This window comes from Amycolatopsis sp. NPDC023774, from assembly GCF_040639695.1.
In the GTDB taxonomy this organism is placed as follows: Bacteria; Actinomycetota; Actinomycetes; order Mycobacteriales; family Pseudonocardiaceae; genus Amycolatopsis.
Map to the genome: position 1 here is coordinate 248,776 of NZ_JBFAAJ010000005.1, position 23,156 is coordinate 271,931.

Below are 23,156 nucleotides of genomic sequence, written 5' to 3' on the forward strand. Positions count from 1 at the left end.
ACTCACTCCAGCGAGCGACGGGTGAGGCGCAAGGTCGACTCGTGGGTGACCGCCGCGGGTCTTTCTAGGAACCCGATCACCGTTCGGAGTTCACCTTCGGAGTAGTCGTTCGCGAGCTCGCGCGTCGCGGCCACGATGTGGCCCCACAGCGACTCAGCGCGCTCGATCGTCTCCTCCTCGACAGCCACGAGCACCTTCCACCGATCGTCCGGGTGGGGGAGCGGGTGACCATCGGCTTGCGCTCCAGCCGGTCGATCAACGCGGTGATCGACGCCGGCCGCTGCCCGACGGCACGGTGAGCCAGACCGTGCGCCGCTCGGACCTCTACGTCGCGCTGCGCGAGGAGGCCGCCAGACGCGGGGGTGCGCACCGAGTTCGGCCGGCGGCTCGCGGACGCTTTGCAGACGTCGTCCGAGGTCACCGCGGTGTTCGCGGACGGCTCGACGGAGGCCGGTGACCTGCTGATCGGTGCGGACGGCCTGCGCTCGACCGTGCGCCGGATCCTCGCCCCGGCCGCGCCGGCGCCGCGGTACGTGCCGCTGCTCAACACGGGCGGTTTCACCACGGGGCGCGCGGCTCGACGACGAGTCGGGCGTGAGGCACATGGTGTTCGGCCGCAAGGTGTTCTTCGCGCACGTGGTGCACCCGGACGGTTCGGTGGTGGTTCGCCAACGTCCCGCGCGCGACCAACAAATCACCGGGCTTCGTCGGCCGCATCGCCCGCGACTTCTTCCTCCGGCGCGCGATGAAGAACACCGGCGGCGACGATCCCCACGCATTCATGTGGAACCACCGCATCGACTGGGCGGCTCCGGTGTCTGCCTATCGCCAGGCGTCCACGCAGTCGACGCCCCGGCACTCCCGACCCGACCACGCCGCGGGCGGCCCACTCCGGACACAGCAAGGGGTCCAGGACGAACCCGTACTTGCTGCACTTCGGTGCCCCAACGTTCGCCACCGTCTGCTCGAATACCTATTCAGAGATTCTTCTGACCGAATAGTCGGGACCGGAGACGCCTTCCTCAAGAACTGGCGAGACGACCGTTCCCGCCGTCCACCCACTGAGAAAATCTCCAAACCCACCGGGGTGCTCCCACCATTGCAGGCTCTCAACCACGACCACCGTCCACGACGACGGATCACCTCCGGTTTTCCAGAAGTAGTACCCGTTGTCGTCATTGTATGCCCACGGGAACAACCCGCCGGCCGCAGGGAAGATCGGATGCGGGAAATCGCCGTCCGCTTGCGCGTAAATCATCGACCACATCTCACGAATCCGAATATTAGCCTGAATCAAGTTCACGAAGGGATTGCCAGAATTTGGATGAAGAACATTGATGAACTCATCGATGTTCAACGCCGGATATAATCCGGCGTACTCCTTGTAGTCCAACGGAAGTGAAATTCAGCCGGTCTTCTACCTCATCCCAGGCGACGCTCTGCGAGGCCGGGTCAATTCCCCGGAAAATTCTCTCGAAGACAGACACAACGTTGCCCTTCTTGCTGGTCCGGCACACAGCCGTTCTTGATGACCACCTCGCTGCAGAGACCCTTGTTCCCCGCAGCGAACATACTGATCGCACCGGGGGCACTGCCCGCCACCTCTGTTCCAGCCGTAGTGACACTGCGGCATACCGTTAGCTCGAGGAAAGACTGTCACCCCTCACCGTCACTCAGATGCCGCACGCGGCCCTGTGCCGACGTCGGCCATACCCACTCCCCCCAACGCAGTGAGCATGTGCGAGCAGTGCAACGGCTCACCGACCTGCACTGCTTCTGGCAGATCCAAGCGCGAGCGGAACCCTCTCAGCGACTTCATCGAGGCCAAACGGCACGGTGGACCACGGTGTAGCCGGCGCCGCGGGCAAGCACCACGTCGAGCAACTGTCCCGATACCCCGCCGGCAGTGGGTTCAGCCACAGCTGCACGTCCACGTACCCGAACCCGTCCGTCCAAGCTCCGCGCATGAGCACGGGCAGGCCGAAACGGCAGGTCTTCCCACTCCGCCACCTCAGCCCGATCAAACAAGCGTTCGACCTCGTCGCGGCGCCGAAAACGCCGTCTGAGCCACACTGAGACCCGATCCGGAAAACCCGCGCCGACACGCGAGACATGGAACCTGCGTGCCCTCACCAACACACCACAGTGACGAACCCGGGCATCAGGCGCGACGGCCCGGGTCGCCGCATCGAGTGGGCGGCGCGTGCGGCGGTCTAGCGCCAGGTGTCCACGCGGTGGAAATTCTTGTACGCCCGGCTCGGCGTCGGGCCGCGCTGGCCCTGGTAGCGGGAGCCCGCTTCCTTCGAGCCGTACGGGAACTCCGCCGAGCTGGACAAGCGGAAGATGCACAGCTGGCCGATCTTCATGCCCGGCCACAGCGTGATCGGCAGGTTCGCGACGTTCGACAGCTCGAGCGTGATGTGCCCGGAGAAGCCGGGATCGATGAACCCCGCGGTCGAGTGCGTCAGCAACCCCAGCCGCCCCAGCGACGACTTGCCTTCGAGCCGGCCCGCGAGGTCGTCGGCCAACGTGACCATCTCGTAGGTCGACCCAAGCACGAACTCGCCCGGGTGCAGCACGAAGGGCTCCTCGCCCTCCTTCTCCACCAGCGAGGTCAGCTCGTCCTGCTGCAGCTGCGGGTCAATGTGCGTGTACTTGCTGTTGTCGAACACCCGGAAGAACCGATCCAGCCGCACATCAATGCTCGACGGTTGCACCATCGCGGCATCAAACGGATCAATCCCGAGCCGGCCGGCATCGAGCTCTTTGCGGAGGTCACGGTCACTGAGCAGCACGGACGCAGCCTAACGTCACCACGGCGCGCACCCACCATCCGCCCATTCCCGCCGATCTCTGCGCCCGTCGAAACCTCCGCTGCCAGCCACGTCCACCCCGCGCTTGACCCCACTCACCGCCAGCCGGCAACGCAACTCCCGCACCCTCCGGCCCCGACACCCACCCCGGGCGCAACGGTGCGCTCCGCGCGCCGAGCCGCCCAACCCCAGCCGCACCCGTCAGCTCAGGCAGCGCGCTCGTCACTCCCATACGACGTATCCGCCTTGAACACCTCATGCACCCTCTTCAAGTACCGCCGCCGACCCAGCCCACCGAGCAGCTCCTGCAGCGCCGTCGCCCCCGGGATGAACCGCCGGGCCGTCTCGGCCGCGAAGTTCACTCCGGCGACCGCCACGACCGCGGCCTGCGCGACCGGGGCGTCCGGCAGCTCGAGAAAATCGGCGTTCTCCTTACCAAGCACCAGCCGGCTGATCGCCGAATGCACCGAGACGTTCACGTGCGCCAGCACCTTGCCCGCCGGTCCGCGCCCCTCACCGATCGCCGCATGGCTCTCGACGAGGGCCTTGGCCAGGCGTTTCGAGTCGTCGTCTGGGATGAACTCGGTCGCGGCGAGGAGCCAGAGCAACCGCCAGGCGTCATCTTCGTCGGCGGGCAGGAGTTCCTCGTCCACGCCCATCAGCCACCCTATGTAGCGCCACAGGTGCAGGATGTCGGCGCGCTCGCGTTCGGTGTAGCGGAGGCCGAGCAGCTGTGTGCCGAAAACGTAGACCAGCGAGAACAGCAGCAACGTGCCCGCGATCTGGACCTGGTTGACGGGCCGGTCCCACTGTTCGTAGTCCCAGTCGTCGCGCTGGTTCATCGCCCGCCGCACGTGCGCGTGCACCAGGCGGACCCGCACCGCCGCCCTGAACCCGGCCGCGTTCCGGGCCATCGCCCCGGGCGTGGTGACGTCGATCCACCACGCGGCCGTCTCCACCAGCCGCTTCGGGGCCCGGTACTCGATCTCCCCGGTCCCCACCAACGCCTTCGTCGCCCGCGACGCCAGATACCCGCCCATCAACGACATGTCGCCCAGCGGAAACAACCCCAGCAACCCCGCTCGCGTGATGGCCCGCGCCCCACGCTCCAGCCTCGCCCGATCCACCCAGTACGGCGTCGCCTCGACGCCCGCCATGAACTCCCGCAGCTCAACGCTGGTTTCTTCCCCGACCCCGCGTACCAGCGCCCGCTCGAACCGCGCCCGGTTCCCGGCATCCCGCCCGAACCACTCCACCAACGCATCCGCCGGCGCGTCCTGCCGCTGCGCGAACTCCCTCAGCCGCTGCACCTGCTCATCCCCGGCGCGCAGCCCCTCGACCCCGCGCAACCGCGCGACCAGCCGAAACCCGCCCTGCCGGAACAACACCGGGTCGTCCACCACATCCACCTCCGGCGCCGCCACCCGTCCGACAACAAGTGTTGTCACTTGTCCCCGGCGCCGTCAACCCACGCCCCACTGGACACACCGGCCACGCCCCCGTGTAAGCTGGCGAGGCACTGCGGATGTAGTTCAATGGTAGAACATCAGCTTCCCAAGCTGAATACGCGGGTTCGATTCCCGTCATCCGCTCTCATGTAAAAGCCCCAGGTCACACGGTGTATACTGTGGACCTGGGGCTTTCGTTTTATCTCGCTGACATTTCTCGCGTGCCATTAATGTGCCATTAGCCGACCGGAACCGGTAGGCCGTCCTCGCCCTCGTCGTCCTCCGGCTCGATGCCCTTGCGGTGCCGGTCGACGAGCTTCGACAGCCTGTCTGCGATCTGCTGATCGGCGTCGCTGGTCGCCCGCTGGTAGATCAGGGCAGCCCGCATGTCGTCGTGCCCCATGCGCGCCATCAGATCTTTAGTCGAGGTGCCGGCCTTGGACGCCCAGATGTTCCCGGCGTGCCGCAGATCGTGGAAGTGCAGCCCCTTCAGGCCCATCTTCTCCACGACCTCCGTCCACCGGGTCCGCTGGCTGAAGTTCGGCCGGCGGACCGCATGGCCGGCTCGTTCCCCGGTGAAAAGCAGCGCGTCCTGCGGCGGCTTGACCCAGGTCTTGAGGTGCTGAACCAGGTCAGGCCGGACGGCCGCTGGAATGATCACCGTGCGCACACCCGCCCGCGACTTGGGCGGCCCGACGACGAGCCCACGACCAGGAACCTCGACCATCGCCCGGGACACCCGAACCCACGCCGCGTCCTCGGCGACGTCGCACCGACGCAGGGCGGTCACCTCACCCCAGCGCAGCGAACCGAACGCAGCGAGTAGCACCAGCGCACGGAACCGCTCCGGCATGCGACTGGCCAAGTCGAACACCTGCGGCACCGTGAGCACCGGCCGTTCGTCTGGGTTCTCCCGGTCAGCGCCCCGAACGCGGCATGGGTTGCGCATGAGGATCTTGTCTTCGTCCACCGCCGTGTTCAGGATCGCGCGCAGCAAGCGGTACGACTTGGCCGTCACCGACTCTGAGACGCCCGCCAACAGCCGGTCCGACCGCCACTGCCTCACCAGAGCCGGGGAAAGCTTTCCCAGCTCGACCCCACCAAGGCCGGGGTCGATGTGCTTGCGCAGCAACCACTTGTATAGCTCAACCGTGCGCGGACGCAGTCCGGGCCGCTCCGTGATCCACTGGTCCGCGTAGTCGCGGAGCTTGCGCTTCGCCCGTTCCGGGTCGATCCAGTCGCCGTGCGCGATCTGCGTTTCGACCTCGGACAGCCAACGTTCCGCCGTCCGCTTCGTGTCGAAGGTGTTGGGCGCCGTCCTCGTGATGCCGTCCGGCCCGGGATATCGGGCCTGCCAGCGACCCGACGGCAGTTGCCGAACACTTCCGAACCCCCGGTGCCCATGCTTGTTCGCCATTTCAGGCCGCCCTTCCGAGATCTCGGCGAACCGAAGCGCGGGTGATCGGCTCGACGCGTCCCAATTGCATGAATTCCTCCAGATCGGCCACCGCCAGCCGTACGTGCGCGCCGGCCTTGTGAAAGGCGATCCGTCGTTCCGCGATGAGCCGCCGCACGAACCGGACGCCGGTGTTCAGGTAGTCGGCCGCCTCGTCGACCGTCAGATACTTGGTTTCCATCCGTTCCCCCTTCCGATCAGGCCGCGAGCTGAGTTGCCGAAGTTTCCGGCGGTCCCGCCGCGAGTAGCGCCCGGTCGTACTCGGCCTTCCACGTGATCCGCTCGGCGATGGCGCGCATGACGAGGTGATCCCGAGGCGGGACGTGGGCGTCGGTGGACTCGACCTTGCGCCAGACGAGCCGGGCCGGATCGGGTTCCGGCTTCTCGATCCCGACGACCGCGAGCGCCTGCTTCACGAATGCCTTGCGGTCGGCTTTGTGGTCCACGAGCGTCTTGCCCGACCACTTCCGCGACACCAGCACCCGGCGCCCAGGAAGTCCGAGCGTGGTCCGCCGATGTGCGCGCCCCTTGCAGTGCCCGGGCGTCATCTTGCCGTTGGCGCCCTTGGGTTGGATGCCGTAGAGCAGCCAGACTGCGCAGCGCGGCGAGCACGGGGTGATGGCCAGTTCGGCGTGAAGCCGGTCGTGGTGCGCAACCTGTGCCGCGCCGTTGGCCTCGACGACCTCGCCAGTGGACTTGGTGAGGTACTTCGTCAGGTAGCCAATGTGGCGGCCGGCCTCTTCGGTGCCGCCGAGGATGCCCTTGGAGTGCACCTGACGGCCGAACGTCACCACGTGCGCCGGTTCCTCGACCTCGTCCACGGCGTCGTCCCAGGTGGTCAGCGGTCGCCGTGTCTCCGGGTCGACAAAGCCACGTTCCGGCCCATCCCAGGTGGGCAGGCGGTCGGTGTAGACGAGCTGGTCGTGGTTGGGCCACCAGACCTGGTGATACGTCGCCTCCGTGACCATGCGGATGGTCTCGTGCGAGATCGAACCGCGGAGCGCGGTGTGCAGGTGCGGTGCCGTCCGCTTCTGCGGCTCTACCGTGGCGAAGTACTGCACGTCCCAGCCCACGACCCGGCGCAGGTTCTGCCACCACCGATCCACGAGCGCGGAGAAGTGCACCGCGTCCCGAGCCGCCCGCCGATAGTCGTACGTCGACGGGTCAACCGGTGTGCCGTCCGAGCGCACCCGGCCGTAGGTGTCGCACGTGAGCGTGACGAACATCGACGGCCGGAACTTGCCCGCGAACTCCCTGCCCACGGTGGCCTTGGTGACCTTCTTCCGAGGCAGGTTGGGCGTGTCCTGGCGACGCTTGGTCGAGCGCTTCACCGGCTTCTTCGCGGGCAGGTCGAGCGACGGCAGCCGGCCCCGGACTCCGAGTTGCCGAAGTTCTTCATCCACCCCGGCGACCTCCGCGCGCAACTCCTCGGCCTCGGCCGGATCGTGGTCCGCCGCCTCCCGGTAGGCCGCGACGAGATCAGCGCGGTAGGTCAGTAGCTCCTTCTGGTCCTCGGTGGGTTCCTCGGGGGTGAGGTCGGGTTCTTCCGTCATGTGCCAGCCCTCGCGGCACTGAACCTGCCGAAGTGCCTTGGCCTTTCGTGCGCATGGCAGGCACACCGATTCCACAGTGGATCCACAGGGGATAGGAACGTATTGCAGCTCCCCGGTTTCCTTGTCGCCGACTTCCATCGTGAAGGGTCGAACGCAGACGCCGTGTTTCTCCGCCGTCGCCTTGATGACGTCAGCCGCGAGGGGCTGGCGCATCCGTTCAGCGCGAGTTTCGGCCATCAGGCAGCCACCTCCCCGGCATCGGCCCAGCCCCGAAGGACGAAGACGGGCAGGTCTTGGCGAACGCCTTCCGGCAGATCCGGGAACGTCACCTCGTCGAACCGCACCCCGCCGTAGACCTGCACCGGGACACCGCACGGAGTCCGACCGTTGATGACGAGGTGGACCCGGCCGCTTGAACGAGGTCGCCAGATCGTGGCCGCCACCTCGTCGAGCGTCGAGACCCACCGCAGGAGGCCGGCCGCGACCCCCGACAGGTCGGTCACATCGAGCTGGACGACGAGCGGATCGGACCAGGCGGTGACGGTCACCGACGCCGCTGGCGGCAAATGGTGCAAGTCCAAGTGGTCGCGGACCGCATCGAGGAAGACCATCAGCCGGTTCATGCAGCCACCCCCATCCCACGGGCGCCCAGATCTGCACGACCGCCGTTGGTGACGTACTGCTCCAGTGCCTTGACCGTCTCGTCCGACACCCAGCCGGCACGGACCCGCAGGGGTTCGCGGATGCCCTCGCCCCACACGTAGCCCACGCCCGCCTCGGAATCGCCGATGCGGTTGGCCCAGGCGCCCCGCTCGTAAGCACCGTCTCCGAGGACCATGCCGACGTGCGTCTTCGAGGTCACTCGCAGACAGACCCGCCGCGTGAACAGCTCCCGGACCGGCACGGTGTCCTTGGTGGGTTCCTGGACGTAGCCGCGGACCGACATGCCCAGCGCCCGGCCCTGCGTGGTGAGCAGGGCGACCCGTTCCACGATGGCGTCCCGGGTCTTCCGGTCGGTGTACTTCGTCAGCGCTCCGATCTCGTCGAATTCCAGCAGCTCCAACGGGTACTCGGTCGATACAGGGATCGTGCGGACTCGCCCGGCGAAGGCCCGCTTACGTGACTCCATTTCGTCCACGAGGCCGTTCAAGACCTCCAGAGCTTCCGTGCCGGTGACCGCATAGCGGGAGAAGATCCCGCGCCCGTAGGCCAGCTCCATCCCCTTGGGGTCGATGCCGGACATGCGAACCACGCCGGAGCGGATCGCCGAGGCAGCCGCGACGAGCGGGCACCACATCACCGAGTTCTTCCCCGCACCCGAAGCTCCAGCCGTGAGCGTGTGCGCCCCAGAGCCGATCAGCGGAATCCGCCAGTCCTTCCCGTACTCCGTGCGCCCAGCCCACACGTTGCGCAGATCAACCCCACCGGCCTCGACCCTCTCCGGCAGCGGCGGGCAGTGCACGAGCGGCGAGAGCCGGTCGTGACGCTGGAAATCGATCGAGACGACGTTCGGGGCGACCTCCCGCACCTGACACCGCGCGACCTTCCGCGCCACCGCCAACGCCCGGGCAGCCTCGTCGAAGTCCTCCGGCTTCTGGCCGGCCACGAGCTCCACCCGCACCTCATCCCACGAGGCACCCGACCGAACCTTGCGGACCTTGGGAATCCGCGTTGCGGCCGGAGACGTCGAGCGACTGGCCTTACGTCCGAGGAGGTTGACATCCACCACGACCGGCAACGAGCCGTCACGTACCGACAGGCCGCAGGCGTGCAGCCACGCCGGAAGCTTGCGGTTGTACATCCACCACCGCGCCCACCACGAGCGCAGGAACCGCCAGCACCACTGATCGAACGACACCGCGTCGATCAACCACCAGGCACCGAGCACAAGCGCTACACCACCGAGCACCGCAGCAAGAGAGATCCAACCCAACACCGCACACCACGCGACCAGCGCCACTACGGCGAGGCTGGTCCGCCACCGCGTCGCGAGCTGCGCGAGTGCCCAGACGATGGCCTTGCACACCCACCAGAGCGCGATGAAGACCACCGCAGCCGCCGCCAAAGCTTCCGCCACCGACGCCAGCGCACGGCCGACCTTGTGCAACACCCACACACCGACGCCGAGCGCCGCCATTGCCACGACTACGAATCCGGCCGACATCAGCGACCACCTCGCGACGTGAGGTTCAAGGGGAGCATTCCCGAGCACGTTGCACACTTCGTCTCGCCGGGAAGCAGCTTCGCGAATCGCTTGCAGGAGCAGCAACGCGTCCGGGTGACCCCCGTTGACACGCGCCGATTACCATCGTTTAGCGTTGTCATTGTTCACTTCCGCTGGTTGTGGACAGCGCAGGAGCGGCATGGTTGGTAGCCGGTTTCCGCTTCTGCGCCTTACGTTTCTCGTCCGCCGCATGAGGGCGTGATTGATCGCCGCACGTCATCGCGTGCGTTTTTCGCTGAAACTGTTGACTTATGGTTTGTCTACTTGGGACTACTCGGCCCGCGGCTTCTCCGCCTGGATCCGAGCCGACACCTCACCCGCCTTTCGTTCCTCGTACCCGACCCAGTACATGGCCTCGTGGTGATGCCACCGATCGACGTCCGCGACGGCGCGGTACATCCGGGCATTGCTCTGGTGGAACGTCACCCACGCGGTGAGATTCGCGTTGGATGGCGGACGTCGCTCGGTTGCGGCGTTGTGGGCGGCCTGGAGGGTCGTGGGCTCAGTCGTCGTCGCCATCACGCACCACCCCTGCCCGGGCCTCGACCACTACCGCCAGCTGTTCCGCCCCGTCGCGGAGTTGGCGAAGGAACTCCGCGAACCTCGGCCACAGCGCGGGATCCGCCGGCGGGGCGATCGCCAGACTGTCCGGATCGAGATACAGCACCAGACCCGGGAGCGACGTCGAACCAAGCTGGTGCATCCCGGCGACCGCCTCCGCGCCCGGGGTCCAGGTCGCATTGAACGCCACCCTCGTGTCCTTCCTGTTGCTGCCAATACCGTGCTTGGTCCTCGAACGCCTCGGCGGCCGACTCCACTGCTGCGAGGAGCCACCACTCCAAGTCGTCCCGGTTGTTTGCGAGCGCCCGCCAAGCCGAAGCGACCGACCACGACGCGTCCGCCATCGCGGAAGCCCCACCGTGGTCTCCCCGGCCCACCCGAGCCGCGAACTCCGACGCAGCGCCGTATCGGCGGTAGGCGTGCTCCCACGCCCGCACCAAGTCGACCCCGGCGGAAACCCGCTTCATCACGCCGCCTTCTGCGCCGACTCAGTCGAGGCGTTGCGGGCCGGCTTCGCCGAGCTGACAGAGGCCTTGAAGCCCGTCGCGCGGAAGGCGTAGGACTGGTACTTGAACTCCCCGTTCCCGGCCACGCGTGGTTCAGCGGTGAGCCCTTCCAGCTCGATCGGTCGCATGCCGGGCAGAGCCTCGGACGTCGTCGGCACCGGCTGAACGTCGGCCAGGAACGTCACGTCGAACGACGCACGCTTGGAGTTGGTCTCGTTCGGGTCGGTGACCGTCGCCTTCCACTGCCGCTTGCCCGTGGTCTCGTCCACGCGCTGGCGAGCAGGCCGACCCGCCGCCCGATCCTCCCGCGACTGGTACTCGTTGTCCGGCGCGACCTCGCCGACCAGCACCAGGCCGAGCGGGAAAGCCTCGTCAAAGTCGATCGCGAACCGGTGCCCCTTGCTGATCGCCATGGTGGTTGCCCCTTCTGTCGTCACATCTGGTCTCTGGGGTCCCTGTGGGACCACTCACCTCGTTAGAGGTAGTTCTATTAGAGGCTGCGACGATCAACTTGTCAATAGAACTATCTCTAACGCGCTCAGTAGACCATGATGAGCCGATACCGCTAGCGTTATCGACCGACAGAGGAGGACCACGTGGGCACTGGGTACCGCGACCTGGCCGCGAGCCTGCGCGACGCGATCCAGCGGGGCGACTACGCCCCGGACTCGACGCTGCCGAAGCAAGAGGAGCTGGCCGAGGAGTACGGCGTCAACGTCAACACGGTCCGCAAAGCCGTCGGCGTCCTGGAGGCCGAAGGGCTGGTGACACCGATCCGCCGACGCGGCACCGTCGTTCGCGCCCGCCCGCCGATGAAGCGCCTCGGCACGGACCGCTACGCCAAGAGCAAGTGGAAGTACGGCGACACGGTGGCGTTCATCGCCGACCGCGAGGCGTCCGGCCGCGAGTGGAAGCCCACCGACCAGACCCAGACCGTCTCGAAGGTCGAGGCCGACAAGGAGATCGCCGAAGCCCTGGGCGTCGACGTCGGCTCACTCGTCTACGAGCGCGCGCGCCTGGTCAAGGACGCCGGCCACCCCACGCACACTCTCTCCAGCTACTACCGCCCGGAAGACGTCGAGGGCACTCGCCTGGTCGACGACACTCCGGGGCCGGCCGGCCGAGGCGGCGGCTTCCTGGTCCTCACGCTCCAGGGCCTGGAACCGGACACCATCAGCGAGACCTTCTACTCACGCATGCCCACGCCCGGCGAGATCGAGACCCTGGAACTCCCGGCCGGCGAGCCCGTCATGGTCCTGCAGCGCCGCACGTTCACCGCAGACGGCCGGGTCGTCGAGTTCGCGCGTGGCGTCCACGCCGCAAGCCGTTTCTCCTGGTCCTATACGTTCAAGCTCCCCGACTGACTCCGGAGTCCCCACATGACCGAGCGCTCGACCACCCTGCCGGACAACCTCCGCGCCGACGTCCAAACGCTCTGGGACTACCACGACATGCACCACGAACTCCGGCCCACCGACGTTGGGATCGGACTGGGGAGCCACGATCTCGGCGTCGCCACGTACACGGCGCAGCTGTACCAGCAGGGGTACTTCCCGCGGATCGTCTTCACCGGGGCCAACGCACCGACGACCGTCGAGCGGTTCCCACGCGGGGAGGCTGTGCACTACCGGGAGCACGCGTTGGAACTGGGGGTTCCGGACGACGCGATCCTGGTCGAGCCGGAGGCGCGGAACACTGGGGACAACATCACGCTTAGCCGGCAACTGCTGCAGGCGCGGGGGATCGAGGTCGAGTCGGTCGCTCTGATCTCGCGGCCGTACCAGCAGCGTCGGGCGTACGCGACGTGCAAGAAGCTCTGGCCCGAGGTCGACGTCATCTGTGCGTCACGGCCACTGCCGCTGGACGAGTACATCGAGAGCATCGGCGACGTCGACCGGGTTATCAACATGCTCGTCGGTGATACCCAGCGCATCAATGTCTACGCACAGCGCGGCTTTTCGATCGACCAAAACGTGCCAACTGCAGTTGGCCAGGCCTACAAGCGCCTCGTTCGAGCAGGGTTTGACCGACGCCTTCTTTAGATTCGGGAACGCTAGGCGGACGGTGCAGAGTCACCCGTCGCAGATTTGATCGGCAGGTAACGATTAAGTACGCCTTGTAACGAATTGTCGCGCGGAGCGACATACCCTCGCGAAGCTACAGGAGGTTGTCATGTCGCGCGGTGCCGAATGGGCAAAATGGGATCTTCATGTCCACACGCCTTCGTCGTTGGTGCAGGGATACGGTGCTGACAATGACGAGACATGGGAAAAATTCTTCTTAGATCTTGAAGGTCTACCAAGTGAATTCACGGTTATCGGGATAAATGACTACTGGTTTCTGGATGGGTACCGAAAAGTTCTAGCAGCCAAGGCCGCCGGAAGAATGCAGAACATAAGCTGCATAGTTCCGATAATCGAGCTCAGACTTAACCAGTTTGGTGGAAGTGTCAATAAGCTAAGTCGGGCCAATCTTCACGTTATCTTTGATCCGGGTATTTCTGCCGATGTCATACAGGCACAGTTTGTCAATGCCTTGAGTTCGGAATTTACCGTGTTGCCCGATGAGGGCGGTAAGGGTCGCTGGAGCGGGGTCCCGACCAGGGAATCACTAACGGACTTAGGAAGGTTGATAAAAGAGTCCGTTCCGCCCGCGAAGATCGGAGCGTACGGGCCTGACCTCATTGAAGGATTCAACAATCTGGTGGTTCCCCTGGATTCAGTAGTGCAACTGCTTCAAGGCCCGTACTTTGAAGGTCGGACATTGATGGCCCTAGGTAAAGTCGAGTGGGCTGACATAAAGTGGCAGGAGGCATCCGTTGCGTCGAAGAAGAATCTGATAAACAAAGTCGACATGCTCTTCACTGCCTATGAGGACGTGTCGAGGTGGCGGGATAACTGCGCTGCGCTCAAGGCCGATAATGTTCTATATAAGGTACTAGATTGTAGTGACGCTCACTCGTTCTCTAACAGTACCGCTGAAAATAATAGAATTGGACGATGTGCGACGTGGCTACGCGCTGAGCCGAGTTTCAATGGGTTAGTGCATGCCTTGTCGGAGTTCGACGACAGGGCGTTTGTCGGAGCCGAGCCACCCGATATTGCTCGTCGCCGAACGAACCCTGAGTCCATAATCGACTGGGTTAGCGTGCGACCCGTCGCTGATGACGCAAAGAAGCCACTCTTTGACTATGAGCTCGAATTAAACCATGGGCTAGTTGCAATCGTCGGAAATAAAGGGCAGGGAAAGTCGGCTCTCTTGGACTGTATCGCGCGCGCCGCGAATTCGTCACGGAATAAAGACTTTGGGTTTCTAAACCCAACCCGCTTTCTGCATCCGAGAAATGGCAGTAAGAACAGGTACGAAGCCACTGTAAGTTGGGTCAGCGGTCGTTCGCAGTTCAGGAATCTTGCTGCGTCTCATGATCCCGCCGAAGCGGAGTCTATTGAGTACTTGCCCCAAATGCTAATCGAACGTATCTGTGCCAGCAATCCCCTCTCTCAAGAGCATGAAGACTTCCAAAAAGAATTGCGCAAAGTCCTGTTTCATCACCTACCGTTTGCAGACAGAGAGCATCAGAATACTCTGGAAGATCTAATTGAATTGCGCACTGCCCCTATAGGTACTCTGCTCAACGAGCTCCAAGGCAGGACACTTAAGGAGTGCAATCTGTGGGCGGAACTGCATCGCTTGCAAGCGACGACGACAATCGGCGAACTAAAAAATAAAGAGCTTGAATTGATGAGGTCGATCGAAGTTGCCGAAACTGATCTCAGGGACGCTCGTGAGGAGCTGAAAAGCGCTACCAGCTCGGGAGCTGATAGTACTCCAGAAAATCTGCAAAATAATCGAGAAGAGATGGCAAGACTGGAAGTCGAGATCAATCAAGCTTCACAGCGAAGGGGTGAGGATCTGCGTGTCCTTGGTGAGCTCCGAAGGCGTACCAGCGTCTTGCAAGATATAAGTAGCGAGATCTCTTTGGTTGTCGATCGAACTAAGGAACTTGACCAGAGGTTGCGCGCGGAATTTCCAGAGATCGAGTCAGGTCGGGAAGTCATTTCTCTCGTCGCAGAATCGGGCGCCATTGACGCGCTGAAAGGTAACCTTTCTACCCAGGCGGAGGCTCTGGAAGCAAAAAGTCAAGCCGCTCAAAAAACCATCGCCGAGCTCGCGGTGAGGCGCGATGAAATTCGCGTGTGGCTTGAAGCTGAGGACTCAGCCAGAGAGGGTCGCCGGCGTGCTGTGGAGCAGCTAGAGAAGAGGGTTCAAAGTCTTAATGGTTCCGAGGACTCAGCTGGCACATTGGAAAACATTAGAGCACAAATCGCGCGATTCGAACGTTTGCCCGATGACATTGACAAGATAAAAGGATTCATTCTCGCCAATGTACGTCAAGCCTATCAGTATCTCACGATACGTCGAGACTTGACAGCTGATCTCTACAAGCCAGCGACAGAATTTATTACGGGTGACCCGCTGGCGCAACAGGTTGGGCTCGAATTCCAGTCGGAGCTTACGCTTGATTCTAGTTGGCACGAGATAGCTGAGCGACTCGACGGCCGTAAAAATGTAGAGCTTATCAATGTCCTAAACTCATTCGATGAAATAGTTGACATTAACGACGTCGATCAAGTGGTTGCCTACGTGGATGACCTACTTAGCCGTCTCGCCCACGAGCGGGGAGATGTCCGGCAGCCAGCTAGGAGCCCCCACGCGGCTGTCCGGAACAACGTTTCATTAGCTGATCTGGTGTGGCAGATAAGTAAGCTGGGCTGGATCACAACGACCTTCGCACTAACTGGCCACGGCTCTCCCTTGGAGACCCTGTCTCCAGGGGAGCGGGGGTTAATTCTGCTACTTTTCTATTTGATTGTGGATCAAAATAGAACTCCTCTTCTTCTTGATCAACCGGAGGAAAACCTCGATAATAGGGCTGTTCGACAGGTCCTTGTTCCAGCATTAAAGAGGGCAAAGCGTCAGCGTCAAATCATATTGGTCACTCACAATGCGAACCTCGCCATTGTTGGAGACGCTGATCAAATAGTCTACTGTGAGCAAATTGATGGACAGTTCAGTATTCACGCGGGTCCGCTGTCGGACGCGACTGCCGGAGAGAATGCGCTAGATGTTCTTGAAGGCACTCGCCCTGCATTCTTAGTTCGTGAGAACAAGTACAGCAACGTAATTCCGCGCGAGTCTCAGCGGTGAAGTGATCCCTGATGTTCACTGCCGAACTTGGCTCTATGGAATCAAGGGCGCGCCGCCGGCGGGCGGCGCGCCGATGCGGTATCGAGCCACTCACCTGGGCGTCCGCGTCCGCTCCGGCACGGCGGGCTGCCGCTCCGCTCCGCCCACCGGCCGGGCGGCACGGTCGCCAGTGGGGCGCGTACGTAGCGCCGCTCACCGACGGCGCGCATGCGCCACAGAGCCAGGGCCGGAGGAGCCTCCCCATCGAGAGCCATGCCGTCACGGTCGCTCTCAGAGCCCCGAGCGTTACGCACGGAGGTCATCAGGCTCCACCCCGAAGCCGGATCGTGACAACGGCCGGCGACACCGCGTCAAGGCGGGAAAGAGTGCCTTGACCCGGCACCACCGGCCGCGTGCGGGCTTCGTATCGGGGTGAAGGGAGGGGAGTGGGTCAGGCAGCGTGCCATTGCCGTGCCATTGAGGCCGGTCAACCACGGTCAACAGGGGCCAGCGCCAGGCAGGCGAAGTCGCAGGTCAGAGCCGCTGTCGAGCATGATCACCCTGGTTCCCAAGCTGAATACGCGGGTTCGATTCCCGTCATCCGCTCCATAAATAGCAGTGAGGGTGTTTTCCGAACAAGGAAAACACCCTCACTGCTATTTCAAGGCCACCAACCGTCAGGGATAATCCCACCCATGACGTGTAGCCAGCAGCTCTGCGAAGTCATCACCGACCTGCTGCACATCCTCCGCACCGGCGAGCACGACACGTCCTGGAGCAGCTACCGCTCCGCGGACGACGCCATAACCGAGCTGGAGCAGCTCAAAGAACGCATCGAGCAAGGCGACCCCAAAGCAGAGCAACGGTTGAGAGAACTCTTCCTCCCCACCGGAGCACTCGAAGAAATCGCCGTCTCGAGCGGGTGGCGTGGCACCTGGGTCGAGCTCACCAAGAAGGTCGATCCACAATAGACAGAATCACACGTCGTCGCCGATGTCGAGTTTGCGGTAGAACGACACGTCCGGCTGGGTGGTGACGCCGGCCGCCGCCATCAAGGCGTCGATGCGGTCGCTCTCGGAGGAGAAGAAGGCTTGGAAAGAGGCCTCGTCCGGCCAGACGTCGACGACCAGGATGTCCTTGTCGTCGGCCCAGAAGTGGTGGGACTGGAGGCCGTGGGCGCGGGCGGAGGCGATGATGGTCGAGATGCGGCCTGGGTCGTCGGCGGCGGCCTTTTCGAACTGGGCGCCGTTGCCGGGGACGCGCAGGAGCATGAGCACGGACATCGCGATCACGTCCGGAAGGCGTAGTCGTCGGCTACGCGGTCCGGGCAAACCGCGTAGCCGCCGCGGGTGGGTTTCGCCTTGGGGTGTTCGGCCATCGTGGAGCCCCCTCTGCAAGGGAAAAGTGGGCGCCCTGGGCGCGGGCGCGTTCACCGGCCGCAGGGCGTTTCCCCATCGAACGCGCCGGGCGGCGAACGTGTCAAGGTTGCCCTATTCACCCAGCCGGCGACGCAGCAAAGCCGCGTGGCCGCCACCAAGACCCGTGGCCTCGGCAAGCTCGAGAGCCGCCAAGGCCGCAGGGGCGTTTCCCAAGCGGTGCGACAGTTCCGCGCGCGTCGCGTGCCACCAGGGGTAGTCCGCCAGGACATCCAGCGCGTCCACGAGCGGCAGGGCCACCGCGGCGCCGTCACGTTCGGCGATCGCGGCGGCACGGTTCAGTGACACCACCGGGCTCGGGCGGGCGGTGAAAAGCACGTCGTACCAAGAGATCACGGCGTCCCAGTTGGTCGATGCGTACGTCGGCGCCAAGACGTGACAAGCCGCGATCGCCGCCTCCACCACATAGGGATTGGGTACGGACGGCGTCCGCCGCAAAGCACTCCCCACCAGCGAGACGCCCTCCTGGATCAGCACGGCGTCCCACAGCGAACGGTCCTGATCGGCCAGCAGCACGGGCAACCCGTCGTCGGCCACGCGCGTGCACCGGCGCGCGTCGTGCAGCAACAGCAACGCCAGCAGCCCCAGCACCGTCGGCTCGTCCGGCATCAGCGACGCGAGCAGCCGCGCCAGCCGCACGGCCTCGTCGACCAACGGAGCGCGCACGCCCGCATACCCCTCGTTGAAGATCAGGTACACGGTCGCCGCCACACCGGAAAGCCGCTCAGGCAGCTCCTCCGCCGCCGGCACGCGATACGGGATCCCCGCCGTCGCGATCTTCTGCTTCGCCCGCGTCAGCCGCTTCGCCGCCGTCGCCTCGGGCAGGCGCAGGCCGCGCGCGACTTCGGCGGTCGACAAACCGCCGAGCGTCCGCAGCGACAACGCGACCTGCGCGTCCACCGACAGACACGGGTGACAGCAGGTGAACACGAGCCGCAGCAGGTCGTCGCGGATCACGGAAGGCGGCGGGTCGTCTTCGGCGAGCGGCATCGCGTCCGCCTCCTTCCCGACGCGCTTGGCCTCGCGGCGTAGCACGTCGACGGCGCGTCGCCGCGCCGTCACGAGCAGCCAGGCCCGCGGGTTGTCCGGGACGCCGTCGCGGGGCCACGTTTCGAGCGCCCGCACGACGGCGTCCTGCACCGCGTCCTCGGCCAGGTCCACGCTGCCGATGACCCGCACGAGCGTGGCGAGCACCCGGGTCCCCTCATCCCGGATGAGCCGCGCCAGCGTGTCACCGGCGAGCGTCACGAGAACTCGACGATCGGGCGCACCTCGACGGCGCCGTCCCACGCGCCGGGGATCTGCGCGGCGACCTTCACGGCTTCGTCGAGGTCGGCGCATTCGATGAGGTAGAAGCCGGTGAGGGCTTCCTTCGTCTCGGCGTACGGGCCGTCGCTGGTCACGATGTCGCCACCCTTGCCTCCGTTCACACGGACGGTGGTAGCGGTCGCCGTCGGGTACAGCGCCTTGCCGCCGCGGATGACGGCGGCGGCGGCCGCGCCGAACTCGTTGTAGTCCTTCATCATCGACGCGGCTTCGGGCTGCGTCGGGTCCACGTCGGCGGAGTAGATGAGCGCGGCATAGGTAGGCATGGCTGCTCCTGGTGAGTGTCCGGACCGGCGCCGTTCGCCGGCTAACACTCTAAGGACGAACGGCCCCCACCGCGCCAGGACAATCGCCGCGGAAGAACTTTCAGCCCTCCACGAGCTCCCACTCGGCACCCGGCTCCGCGCGGTCGAAGACCTGACCGGGCGCGGCCTGCAGCACGGGCACGACGTCCGGGTACAGGCTCACCACGTGCTCCAGCTCCAGGCCCTCGACCTCGAAGTCCTCGGCTTCCGGCACCTCGAAGCCCACGAAGAGCCACGTGCCGTCACCCTCGCGCACCACCTGGCGCACGGCGCGAACGGGCGCGTCGCCACTGGTCACGATCTCGGTGAGCCCGGTGGACAATTGCACCTCTTCCACCGGCGAGCCGGGGTGCTGCCACGCGGCGATGCGCGCGTCGCGGATCTCGCGGTCCTCGGCCTCGTCGTCGGAGTCGGCGACGGAGCTCAGCAGCCACGCCGAGCGCTCCGGGTCCCAGTCGGCCGCCATGCCGGTGGGCAGCGACGCCAGCGCCGTGAGCTGCGGGACCAGCTCCACGGCTTCGCGCAGCGAGACCGCACCGAACTGCTCGCGGTTGACGTCCATGTCCTCGTCGAACTCGGCGCCGTCGCTGATGAACCAGTCGTCGTCATCGTCGAGGACCACGAACGCGAGCTGCGAGGGGTCCTCCAGCAACGCCCGCGCGAAGATCACGGGCGACTCCGGGTCCTGTCGCAGCGGCCAGTCGTTCGACATGTTCTTCTCCCCGCGTCGTGCCGGCGTCCGCGAACATCCCACCAGACGTGCGAAACGGCGTCGCACCGGGCCGAAAACGCGCTAATTCCACGGACGTTGGATTACGCTGGACGCATGGTGCTGCCAGAACGCCTCGCCCACTTCAACCGCGTGGTGACCAACCGCGTCACGGGACCGTTCGTCGGATGGCTGCCCGGCTTCGGCATGGTCGTGCACAAGGGCCGCCGGTCCGGCAAGGAGTTCCGCACTCCGCTGAACGTCTTCCGCACCGCCGACGGTTTCGTCGTCGCCCTCACCTACGGCCCGGACACCGACTGGGTCAAGAACGTGCTGGCCGCGGGCCACGCGGAGCTCATCACGCGCGGCAGAAAATGGCGCGTCGACGATCCACGGCTCGTGCATGATGGGTCCCGCCGTCCCATGCCGCCCGGCGTGCGCCAGTTCCTCGGGCTCATCGGGGTCGAGGACTTCCTGCTGCTGCGGCGGGAATGAGGGGGAGCGGTGCTCACGGGCAAGCTGGTGCGGCTGCGGGCGTTGGAGACGTCGGACGCGGAGTCGCTGTACCGATGGATCCACGACCCCGAGGTCGGGCAGTGGATGGACAGCTCGTACCCGCGTTCGCTGGACCAGGTGCGCAAACGGTGCGAGGAACGCCCGGTCAACACGTACGCCCACGTGGTGCTCGGCATCGAGTCGGTGGCGTCGGGCGCGTTGATCGGCGTGACCGACCTGCGCGACGCCACGCCGGAGACCGGGCGCGCGGAGCTGGACATCTACATCGGCGAGAAGGAGCACTGGAACGGCGGTTACGGCACCGAAGCGCTGCGGCTGATGTGCCGCTACGGCTTCAACGTGATGCGCCTGCACCTCATCGCCCTGTGGGTCGTCGCCGAGAACGAACGCGCGCGCCACGTCTACCGCAAGGTCGGCTTCGCCGAGGACGGCCGGCACCGCGAATGTTTCCGCGGCAGCGACGGGAAGTACCACGACATGTACCTGATGAGCCTGCTGGAGCACGAGCTCGTCGACTGAGTCACCGCAGTTTGCGCGGGGCTTTCCGCCGCCACGACTCCAGCAGCAGTTCCTTCAGCTGCACCGGATCGACCCGCGAAAGGTCCACCAGGATCGAGCCGTGCCCGTCGTAGTGCGGTGTCGTGAAGTACGCCGGGTCGCCGGATGCCAGGAGGGCTTCCTTCTCGTCGAGGCCGCAGAACAGGACCACGCCGCCCTCGGCTTCGCTGCGCAGGCGCGCGAAGCCCTTGCCCGCGACCTTCAACGCGGGCGTGCGGTACCAGGTGGACTCCTCGGTCTCCGGCAGCTCCGCCGCGAGTGCCACCACGTCTTCCCAGGTCGTCATGGGTCCCATCGTGCGCCTTGGGACCGTCGAAAGCTTGAAGAACGAGAGCCCCGCCCCTCAACGAGCGAGAGGCGGGGCTACTCGAATCGAATTGCTACGGAACCATCGTGATCCGGTCCGCCGGCGGCGGAGTGACGCCCGGGTGCGCCCCGAGGTACGCGATCAGCGCGTCGAGGTCGACGGGACCGCCCGCGAGGTCGGTGCCCTTCGTGAACTCGGTGAACCCGTCACCGCCCGCGGCGAGGAAGTTGTTCACCGACACGCGGAACGTCGCGGCCGGGTCCACCGGCGTGCCGTTCACGGTGATGTTCGAGACGCGCGAACCGATCGGCGCCGAGGCCGAGTAGGTGTAGTGCAGGCTGCTCGAAATCTGCAGGATCTTGGTGCCGCCCGGCTGGCCCCATTGCTGTTCCAGCACGTTCTTCAGGTTCGCGCCGGTGAGCGTGATCGTCTGCATGATGTTCGCGAACGGCTGCACGGTGAACGCCTCGCCGTAGGTGACCACGCCGTCGCCCTCGCCGTTGGGAGAAGACGCGTAGGTCAGGTCCGCCCGGATGCCGCCGGGGTTGGTGATGGCGACGACCGCGTTGTTGGCCTTGGTGCCTTCGAGCTGCGCGTCGGCGATCACGTCGCCCATCGTCGACTCACCCGAGGGCGCGCCGGCCGCGGTCAGGTCCGCGGTGATGGTCCCGACCTGCTTGTTGGCAATCGGACCCGCCTTGGTCTTGGCCTCGGCCACGAGCTTGGTCACGGCCGGGTCCGGCGTCACGTCGCGGGTCACGACCTCGTTGTGCGCCTTGGTCTGAGACCGGATGACGTCGCGCGTGCGCAGGTCGATCTTCAGGTCGACGACGGACAGCAGCCGACCGAACGACGCGCCCTGGATCACCGCCCGCGGCTGGCCCTCGGGATCGTTGATCACGCAGTTGTACTGCTGGTGGCTGTGGCCGGTGAAGATCGCGTCGACCTTCGGGCTCACGTTCTCGGCGATGACGTCGGCCTCGCCGTTCGGCGCCACTTTGCAGTCGTTCGGACCAGCGCCGGGCAGCGTCTCGTCGCCCTGGTGCAACAGCACGACCTGGGCCTTGATGCCCAGCAGGTCGAGCAGGTTCGCGGTGCGGTTGATGGCCTGCGCCTCGTCGCCGAACTTCAGGCCTTTGATGGCTTCGGGCGTGACGACCGAGGGCAGGTCCTTCAGCGTGGCGCCGATGATGCCGATCGGCACGCCGCCGGAGAACTGCACCGAGAACGGCAGCAGCGCGGGCAGGCCGTTCGTGAAGTACACATTGGACCCGAGGATCGGGAAGTCCGCGCCCTGGTACGTCGGGCGGAACTGGCAGCCGTCGGTCTTGTTGCAGCCGCCGAACTGCATGCGAAGCAGCTCCTGGTAACCCTCGTCGAGCTCGTGGTTGCCGACCACGGAGGCCTTCACCCCCAGCTCGTTGAGGAAGTCGATGGTCGGCTCGTCGTGGAACAGCGCCGAGATCACCGGCGACGCGCCCACGTTGTCGCCCGCCGAGAGCACCATCGAGTTGCGCACCTGCGCCTCGAGCTGCTTCACGTGCGTCGCCACGTACGCCGCGCCGCCCGCGTCCACACTGGTCCCGTCGGACATGAACACCTTGCCGGCCGACCCCGCCGGTGGCTCGAGGTTGCCGTGCAGGTCGTTCAGCGTGATGATCCGGACGTCCGTGGTCTGCGCGGCCGACGCCGGCACGCTGGTCACGGCCACAGTGGCCAGTGCGGCTGCGGCGGTGACCGCGAGCCGGGTGAAGAGCCTCATGTTTCCTCCGATTTCGCGCCCGTCGTCCCCTGGAACGGGCACACGGCGGTGCAGTCTGCCCAAACGGGAGAGACCTCACCAGAGGAAAAAGGAGGGTGATGGGGAAATGTCACCCGGCGTTTTCGCGGCCGTCCGGCAGCACCCGCGCGACGACGTCCGGCGCGTCGCCCATGGGCACACACCCCCGCCCACGATCGATCCCACCGCCCGGCCGTCCCCGCTCGTTCGGCGTAACGGCCGGCTCCCCGGTAGCGATCAACCGGCCGAACCTCGGGGAGCCACAGTGGAACTGCAGATCGTCCTGACCGTGATCGTGGTCGTCGCCCTGCTCCTGGGCGGCACGGCCTTCGCGGCGTGGCGGTCGGAGCGCGCCGAGGACGCGCAGCGCGACGAGGAGTCTGACCGATCGGCTTAAGCGGCCCTCGGCCAGATGGCCGACCCGGCCGGATTTCGTCCGGCTCTTCGACCGAAGTGGCGTGACCCCCAAGA

25 protein-coding genes and 1 tRNA gene are annotated in these 23,156 nt (G+C 65.4%); 8 read left to right on the forward strand and 18 right to left on the reverse strand.

Annotation, left to right across the window (positions count from 1 at the left end; translation table 11 throughout):
• Positions 1-2: 2 nt before the first annotated feature.
• From AB0F91_RS15975 to AB0F91_RS15990, 4 genes are all read right to left on the reverse strand, one after another.
• Positions 3-188 carry a hypothetical protein gene (locus tag AB0F91_RS15975; RefSeq protein ID WP_360598219.1) on the reverse strand — a complete coding sequence of 62 codons (186 nt, stop codon included), beginning with the start codon at positions 186-188 and terminating at the stop codon, positions 3-5.
• Between the two features lie 785 nt (positions 189-973).
• Complete coding sequence (locus AB0F91_RS15980) at positions 974-1,393, reverse strand: hypothetical protein (RefSeq protein WP_360598221.1); 420 nt, start codon at positions 1,391-1,393, stop codon at positions 974-976.
• A gap of 820 nt (positions 1,394-2,213) precedes the next feature.
• A complete protein-coding gene (dcd, locus tag AB0F91_RS15985; RefSeq protein WP_220245217.1) occupies positions 2,214-2,795 on the reverse strand; it encodes a dCTP deaminase in 582 nt (193 codons plus the stop codon).
• 224 nt (positions 2,796-3,019) lie between these two features.
• Positions 3,020-4,216, reverse strand: a complete 1,197-nt coding sequence (locus AB0F91_RS15990; protein ID WP_360598301.1) for an oxygenase MpaB family protein — start codon at positions 4,214-4,216, stop codon at positions 3,020-3,022.
• A 118-nt stretch (positions 4,217-4,334) separates the two neighbouring features.
• Between AB0F91_RS15990 and AB0F91_RS15995 the strand changes: the two genes are divergently transcribed.
• Positions 4,335-4,405, forward strand: a tRNA-Gly gene (locus AB0F91_RS15995).
• Between the two features lie 94 nt (positions 4,406-4,499).
• Here AB0F91_RS15995 and AB0F91_RS16000 read toward each other — a convergent pair.
• From AB0F91_RS16000 to AB0F91_RS16035, 8 genes are all read right to left on the reverse strand, one after another.
• Entirely contained in the window at positions 4,500-5,678 is a 1,179-nt protein-coding gene (locus AB0F91_RS16000) for a tyrosine-type recombinase/integrase (RefSeq protein WP_360598222.1), read from the reverse strand.
• Position 5,679: 1 nt separating this feature from the next.
• Positions 5,680-5,898, reverse strand: a complete 219-nt coding sequence (locus AB0F91_RS16005) for an excisionase family DNA-binding protein (RefSeq protein ID WP_360598224.1) — start codon at positions 5,896-5,898, stop codon at positions 5,680-5,682.
• A gap of 16 nt (positions 5,899-5,914) precedes the next feature.
• Positions 5,915-7,507: a replication initiator gene (locus tag AB0F91_RS16010; protein WP_360598225.1), complete on the reverse strand. Its 1,593-nt coding sequence runs from the start codon at positions 7,505-7,507 to the stop codon at positions 5,915-5,917.
• Positions 7,507-7,893 carry a hypothetical protein gene (locus tag AB0F91_RS16015; RefSeq protein ID WP_360598227.1) on the reverse strand — a complete coding sequence of 129 codons (387 nt, stop codon included), beginning with the start codon at positions 7,891-7,893 and terminating at the stop codon, positions 7,507-7,509. The genes AB0F91_RS16010 and AB0F91_RS16015 overlap by 1 nt, the downstream gene beginning before the upstream one ends.
• Complete coding sequence (locus AB0F91_RS16020) at positions 7,890-9,434, reverse strand: FtsK/SpoIIIE domain-containing protein (RefSeq protein WP_360598229.1); 1,545 nt, start codon at positions 9,432-9,434, stop codon at positions 7,890-7,892. The genes AB0F91_RS16015 and AB0F91_RS16020 overlap by 4 nt, the downstream gene beginning before the upstream one ends.
• Positions 9,435-9,764: 330 nt before the next feature.
• Positions 9,765-10,013: an AMED_5909 family protein gene (locus AB0F91_RS16025; RefSeq protein WP_360598231.1), complete on the reverse strand. Its 249-nt coding sequence runs from the start codon at positions 10,011-10,013 to the stop codon at positions 9,765-9,767.
• A complete protein-coding gene (locus AB0F91_RS16030; RefSeq protein WP_360598233.1) occupies positions 9,997-10,245 on the reverse strand; it encodes a hypothetical protein in 249 nt (82 codons plus the stop codon). The genes AB0F91_RS16025 and AB0F91_RS16030 overlap by 17 nt, the downstream gene beginning before the upstream one ends.
• Positions 10,246-10,521: 276 nt before the next feature.
• Positions 10,522-10,974 (reverse strand): hypothetical protein, encoded by a 453-nt coding sequence (locus AB0F91_RS16035; protein ID WP_360598235.1) that lies wholly within the window; start codon positions 10,972-10,974, stop codon positions 10,522-10,524.
• 183 nt (positions 10,975-11,157) lie between these two features.
• Here AB0F91_RS16035 and AB0F91_RS16040 point away from each other — a divergent pair, with 183 nt between their 5' ends.
• From AB0F91_RS16040 to AB0F91_RS16055, 4 genes are all read left to right on the forward strand, one after another.
• On the forward strand, positions 11,158-11,925 hold the full coding sequence (locus AB0F91_RS16040; RefSeq protein WP_360598236.1) for a GntR family transcriptional regulator: 768 nt from the start codon (positions 11,158-11,160) through the stop codon (positions 11,923-11,925).
• A gap of 15 nt (positions 11,926-11,940) precedes the next feature.
• Positions 11,941-12,603, forward strand: coding sequence for a YdcF family protein (locus AB0F91_RS16045; protein ID WP_360598237.1), 663 nt, complete (start codon positions 11,941-11,943; stop codon positions 12,601-12,603).
• Between the two features lie 130 nt (positions 12,604-12,733).
• Positions 12,734-15,769, forward strand: a complete 3,036-nt coding sequence (locus AB0F91_RS16050) for a TrlF family AAA-like ATPase (RefSeq protein ID WP_360598239.1) — start codon at positions 12,734-12,736, stop codon at positions 15,767-15,769.
• A gap of 674 nt (positions 15,770-16,443) precedes the next feature.
• Positions 16,444-16,719: a hypothetical protein gene (locus AB0F91_RS16055; protein ID WP_360598240.1), complete on the forward strand. Its 276-nt coding sequence runs from the start codon at positions 16,444-16,446 to the stop codon at positions 16,717-16,719.
• 6 nt (positions 16,720-16,725) lie between these two features.
• Here the strand turns inward: AB0F91_RS16055 and AB0F91_RS16060 are convergent, their stop codons facing one another.
• The 4 genes from AB0F91_RS16060 to AB0F91_RS16075 form a co-directional block, all read right to left on the reverse strand.
• On the reverse strand, positions 16,726-17,040 hold the full coding sequence (locus AB0F91_RS16060) for a hypothetical protein (RefSeq protein WP_360598242.1): 315 nt from the start codon (positions 17,038-17,040) through the stop codon (positions 16,726-16,728).
• Positions 17,041-17,238: 198 nt separating this feature from the next.
• Entirely contained in the window at positions 17,239-18,432 is a 1,194-nt protein-coding gene (locus tag AB0F91_RS16065) for a sigma-70 family RNA polymerase sigma factor (RefSeq protein ID WP_360598243.1), read from the reverse strand.
• A complete protein-coding gene (locus tag AB0F91_RS16070; protein ID WP_360598244.1) occupies positions 18,429-18,776 on the reverse strand; it encodes a YciI family protein in 348 nt (115 codons plus the stop codon). Before AB0F91_RS16070 ends, AB0F91_RS16065 begins: the two co-directional genes overlap by 4 nt.
• A 100-nt stretch (positions 18,777-18,876) precedes the next feature.
• On the reverse strand, positions 18,877-19,527 hold the full coding sequence (locus AB0F91_RS16075; protein WP_360598245.1) for a hypothetical protein: 651 nt from the start codon (positions 19,525-19,527) through the stop codon (positions 18,877-18,879).
• Between the two features lie 114 nt (positions 19,528-19,641).
• Between AB0F91_RS16075 and AB0F91_RS16080 the strand changes: the two genes are divergently transcribed.
• Both AB0F91_RS16080 and AB0F91_RS16085 read left to right on the forward strand, forming a co-directional pair.
• On the forward strand, positions 19,642-20,019 hold the full coding sequence (locus AB0F91_RS16080) for a nitroreductase family deazaflavin-dependent oxidoreductase (protein ID WP_360598246.1): 378 nt from the start codon (positions 19,642-19,644) through the stop codon (positions 20,017-20,019).
• A 9-nt stretch (positions 20,020-20,028) separates the two neighbouring features.
• Positions 20,029-20,559 (forward strand): GNAT family protein, encoded by a 531-nt coding sequence (locus AB0F91_RS16085; protein WP_360598247.1) that lies wholly within the window; start codon positions 20,029-20,031, stop codon positions 20,557-20,559.
• Position 20,560: 1 nt separating this feature from the next.
• Here the strand turns inward: AB0F91_RS16085 and AB0F91_RS16090 are convergent, their stop codons facing one another.
• Both AB0F91_RS16090 and AB0F91_RS16095 read right to left on the reverse strand, forming a co-directional pair.
• Positions 20,561-20,884 carry an MmcQ/YjbR family DNA-binding protein gene (locus AB0F91_RS16090; protein ID WP_360598249.1) on the reverse strand — a complete coding sequence of 108 codons (324 nt, stop codon included), beginning with the start codon at positions 20,882-20,884 and terminating at the stop codon, positions 20,561-20,563.
• Positions 20,885-20,978: 94 nt separating this feature from the next.
• Positions 20,979-22,667, reverse strand: coding sequence for a bifunctional metallophosphatase/5'-nucleotidase (locus AB0F91_RS16095; protein WP_360598251.1), 1,689 nt, complete (start codon positions 22,665-22,667; stop codon positions 20,979-20,981).
• A 283-nt stretch (positions 22,668-22,950) separates the two neighbouring features.
• Here AB0F91_RS16095 and AB0F91_RS16100 point away from each other — a divergent pair, with 283 nt between their 5' ends.
• Complete coding sequence (locus AB0F91_RS16100) at positions 22,951-23,082, forward strand: hypothetical protein (protein ID WP_360598252.1); 132 nt, start codon at positions 22,951-22,953, stop codon at positions 23,080-23,082.
• Positions 23,083-23,156: the final 74 nt, after the last annotated feature.